General features: G+C 37.3%; 4 protein-coding genes. All 4 read left to right on the plus strand.

Going from position 1 to position 4,235, the window contains the following annotated elements; genetic code table 11:
• Window positions 1-796: DUF2345 domain-containing protein (locus tag OOA_RS15215; protein ID WP_008913052.1), on the plus strand; the 796-nt coding region annotated here is incomplete at its 5' end.
• Window positions 797-811: 15 nt separating this feature from the next.
• Window positions 812-3,070, plus strand: coding sequence for a hypothetical protein (locus OOA_RS15220; protein ID WP_008913053.1), 2,259 nt, complete (start codon window positions 812-814; stop codon window positions 3,068-3,070).
• 23 nt (window positions 3,071-3,093) lie between these two features.
• Window positions 3,094-4,005, plus strand: a complete 912-nt coding sequence (locus OOA_RS15225; protein ID WP_008913054.1) for a formylglycine-generating enzyme family protein — start codon at window positions 3,094-3,096, stop codon at window positions 4,003-4,005.
• Window positions 4,002-4,235 (plus strand): hypothetical protein (locus tag OOA_RS15230; protein WP_008913055.1); only part of this gene is annotated, 234 nt, incomplete at its 3' end. The genes OOA_RS15225 and OOA_RS15230, both read left to right, overlap by 4 nt.

Here is a 4,235-nt window from a genome sequence, read left to right on the forward strand (position 1 = left end):
GGGTGGTGATGTATTGGCGATGGAGGAGGCAATAGCGCAATTGGAACAGGCTTTAGCGATTGCAAGAAGCTTATCGAGTGCAGCCAAAAATAGCGATACATTAGAAAGTGATATTAGTTCTCAAGAAACCCTAAAAGAAAGCAGCACACAGCTCAAAATGCCTGTTATTTTACTTCATGCTCCAGCAGGATTGGGTATTCTTTCACCAAAAGCAATCCAAATTGCCTCAGCTAAAGAAAGTATTGCCTTAACAGCAGGCAAAAATATTAATCTTAGCGCTAACACACAACTTACCTTAAATGCGAAAGAATCTGCCAGCTTATTCGCACAAGCTAAAGGTATCAATGTTATTGCCAAATATGGTGATGTAAAAGTCGAAGCACAAAACGACGCGCTTTCTATGTTTTCAAAAAAAGACTTTACGGTACAGTCATTAAATGGGGCACTTCACCTTTCAGCAGAAAAAGAAATTATTTTAAATTGTGGTGGCGCTTATATAAAACTGAGCCAAGGAAATATTGAATTAGGTAGCCCAAATAACATTCTACTAAAAACAACTAATGTTCAAAAAATGGGAGCAGCTGACTTCAACTTGCCTCAAAAAGAAGTCCCAACGGGATTCCGTGAACAATTTACGCTGAGAGATGAAAAATCAAATGAAATATTAGCAGATACGCCTTACAGCATGACAACCGAAGATGGTGAGATTTATGAGGGTACATCCGATGCTGACGGAAAAACCTTAGAAATATATACGTCAACACCACAAAAAATTTCGATTAAAACTCGCCGTTAAAAGAAAGGTTAAGTCATGTCAAATACAAAAAACCAAACAACATCAAAAACAAATTGTGGCACAGGCAGCACAGATGCATTTTCAACATGTGGGCCTGTATTGTATTACCACCCGAATACCCACGAACTGATTGAAGTGTCCGATGATGAGCTTGAAAGAGAAAGCCAATATCTCTGTGACCTAGTGATAAAAAAACGTGTACTGCAATTTAAAATCGATGAACTAAATGATAAATACCCCTTACAGCTTAGAGAACGAAACCCACAAAATTATCAGCAAGAACTCTTAGCGCTCTACCAAAAATATGATGTTGCATCAGAAGAGCTTAATTCTATTATTCAGGAACTTAAAGAGATACAAGAAAATGAACAAGGTGAAGAAATCCCTATCACCTCTTTGGATTCTAACTCTAAAGGCTTCGATAATAGCATTCTTGAATTAATTCAGTTAAAAAAAGGTGGTGGATATAAATACAGTTATATTCGCTCAGATAAATTAGGCGAGCGGCATGTTATCCATAAATTAGGCAAAGAGGATATTAAAAGTGAAACCAGTAAATTAATTAAAACCGAAACTATCAAAAATACTGAAACGGGAGAGGAAATTGAGGTTAGAAAAATAGATACACAAGAATTGAAAAAACAACTTTCTGAAATTGCCCCAACATTAAAATATCAACTTTTCGAATTAGAAAATAAAAACTATAGCACACTTGAAAAATTTAAAGATGATGATAACTGGGTTGGTGGATTATATCACTGGGCAGAAAATATTAATAAAAGCTTAGATTCAACCCCTCCCTATCGAGGGAAATATGCTTCGTTTGATAAAAAGGCGCAACTTATGCGTTTTAGCTATGGTGGAGATAGTACCCTTGAACTGACTAAAGGCAATATAGGGGATCCATCAAACCCTAAAGCCAGTGCCAAAATATCACTCTACGCTAACTTAGCCTTAGCAGAAGCCAAAACCGAAGGGAAAATTCACTTACCTTCTCGTCATGGCATCCAAATTCGCTACCCCAAAAAAGGAATGGATGAACTCGCATTAATGGGGGCCTTGCGTTTTGATTTAATATTAACGCTCAGTGGGCACGTTGGAGCGAGTGTTGGCTTACAAGGTAGTGCCAATATCTCTCAAAATGGCATTATAGGGATACCATCTAAAACCAGTGTGGATGCTCCCAAAGATCTTAACGAAGTAAAAGGAATTGATATCACCAGTAAAGCCGATGAGCTTGGTGTTGTTGCACAAGCCGAGATATTTGCCGGAATTAAAGTTGGTGCGGGTATTGGTGGCGAATTACTATGGCTAAATCCTGAGAAGAAAGAAGACGATAATGATGGTTTTAGTTCACTGGGTACATTAGCTGCCAGTATTGAAGGGTTATTAGGAGCTGGTGCATCTGGCGCTTTCGCCTTTACTTACTTCAATGGCAAAATACTGGTAACTGTACAAGGTGGATTATGTTGGGGGGCAGGAGCTAAAGGCAGTACTTCTTTTGAAATCAATGCTGATAAAATCATGTCTAAATTTATGCCTTGCTTTGGTTATATGTTAAGGGATATGGATTATGAAAAATTAGTAGCCATGATAAGACCAGAGCATTTTTATGCCATTTGTTCATTGCCTTTATTAATTGGAATGGAAGTAACAAATATCTCTTATCGATTTGCTCAAGAATTACAAAAAGAGTTAAAACTTTCATGGGATAATAAAAATAATCGCGTTAGCTTAATGAATACTATAATAAATAGTAAGGGAGAGTTTTTAAAGTATTGTCCGCCTGAAACAAAAGGGGCAGCAATTGCTGCATTATTAGAGCATAATTTTTGGGATAAATATTTTAGCCCCGCAAGCCATTCACAAGCTAGCGGCGAAGCAATGGCCATTTTCAGTCAACGTAAACGTGCAATTCTGCACACTTTACGCTGGGCACAATCACAACGTGATTTTGAGAATATTTTACAACATGCCAGCCTAATCCCCTCAGATTCAAAAGACAGTATTGCGGTTAACAAAACACGTATTTTAGCTTTCTTAGCCGAGGGCGAAGCAGAGAAGCCTATCCCAAATCATGCAGTAAGTAGAAAAGTTACAACTTGGACACCAATCCCTATGATAAAACCAAGTTATTATGCTGATATTTTTCAGCAAATAGAAAAAAAACTGCCTGATAGTAATTTGGCTAAAATTTATATTAACGAACCATATCAAGAATTTATTACTGCTTCTGAAATTAACAGCCAATCTGACATTTTTTTCAAAAGTTAATATAAATATTACAGAGAAATTTTATGAATAAACAATATTTACTTATATTATTAACTACCGCATTAATAATAACGGGTTGTGAACAAAAACTCACCGCTGAGCAAGAAGCCCAAAAGCAACAACTGATTAATGAATCCATTCACAATATGGTTTTCATTGACGGTGGCACTTTCTTAATGGGCGATTTTGGTAGCGGTCACGATGGTAAATCCACACTCCCTTATTCATTAGGAAAAGATGACAAATACGTACACAATGTGACTTTAGACAGTTTTAGTTTGTCTAAATACCGTGTTACTTGGCAACAATTTAATCTATGGCGTGAATTGACTTTTCAGTCACCGACAAAAACTTATCAAGAATTAAAAGTCGAAAAATACATAAAAAAATGGCAAGAATCCACGCAAGATAATTACCCTGCCTCCGTTGATTGGCAAGATGCCAAAGATTATTGTGTTTGGTTAGGGCAGCAGGCTCATTTACCCATCGATTTACCTACTGAAGCCCAATGGGAATATGCTGCGCGTGATCGAGGCAAATTTATTCTATTTGCTTCTAAAGATGGGACTTATAATGATGGTATTGATGAAGATGCAAATAAAAATAAAGAAAAATTATTTTCAGCTGGTTTCTACCCTGTCGGCAGCTATCCTCCAACCCCATTAGGCCTTTACGATATGATGGGCAATGGCGTAGATTGGGTTAATGATTGGTATGCTGAAGATTATTACCAACATTCTCCAGCTAAAAACCCTCAAGGACCCGACAATGGGGAGAATAAAGTCATCCGAGGATCAAAAAGTAGCTTTTATCTAGATACATTGACGATAAATAGAGAATTTAACACAATAAATCTTACAGGCATGCCTGGATTTGGCTTTCGCTGTGCTGTTCAATCGCCAACTCCAATTTCAAAAACTGAAGCTGCACAATGAAAATAGCATATCCTCTACTGGTAGTTCCTATCGTGCTTTTACTCGGCTGTGAGCAAAAGCTCACCGCTGAGCAAGAAGCCCAAAAGCAACAACTGATTAATGAATCCATTCACAATATGGTTTTCATTGAAGGTGGCACTTTCTTAATGGGCGATTTTGGTAGCGGTCACGATAGTAAATCCACTCTTCCTTATTCATTAGGAAAAGATAATAAATTCGTTCATGATGTC

The organism is Providencia burhodogranariea DSM 19968, assembly GCF_000314855.2.
Taxonomy (GTDB): Bacteria; Pseudomonadota; Gammaproteobacteria; order Enterobacterales; family Enterobacteriaceae; genus Providencia; species Providencia burhodogranariea.

Bases quoted from the DNA above. Each gene is read 5' to 3' on its own strand.
- OOA_RS15220 (WP_008913053.1), top strand. From the start codon at position 812: ATGTCAAATACAAAAAACCAAACAACATCAAAAACAAATTGTGGCACA.
- OOA_RS15225 (WP_008913054.1), top strand. From the start codon at position 3,094: ATGAATAAACAATATTTACTTATATTATTAACTACCGCATTAATAATA.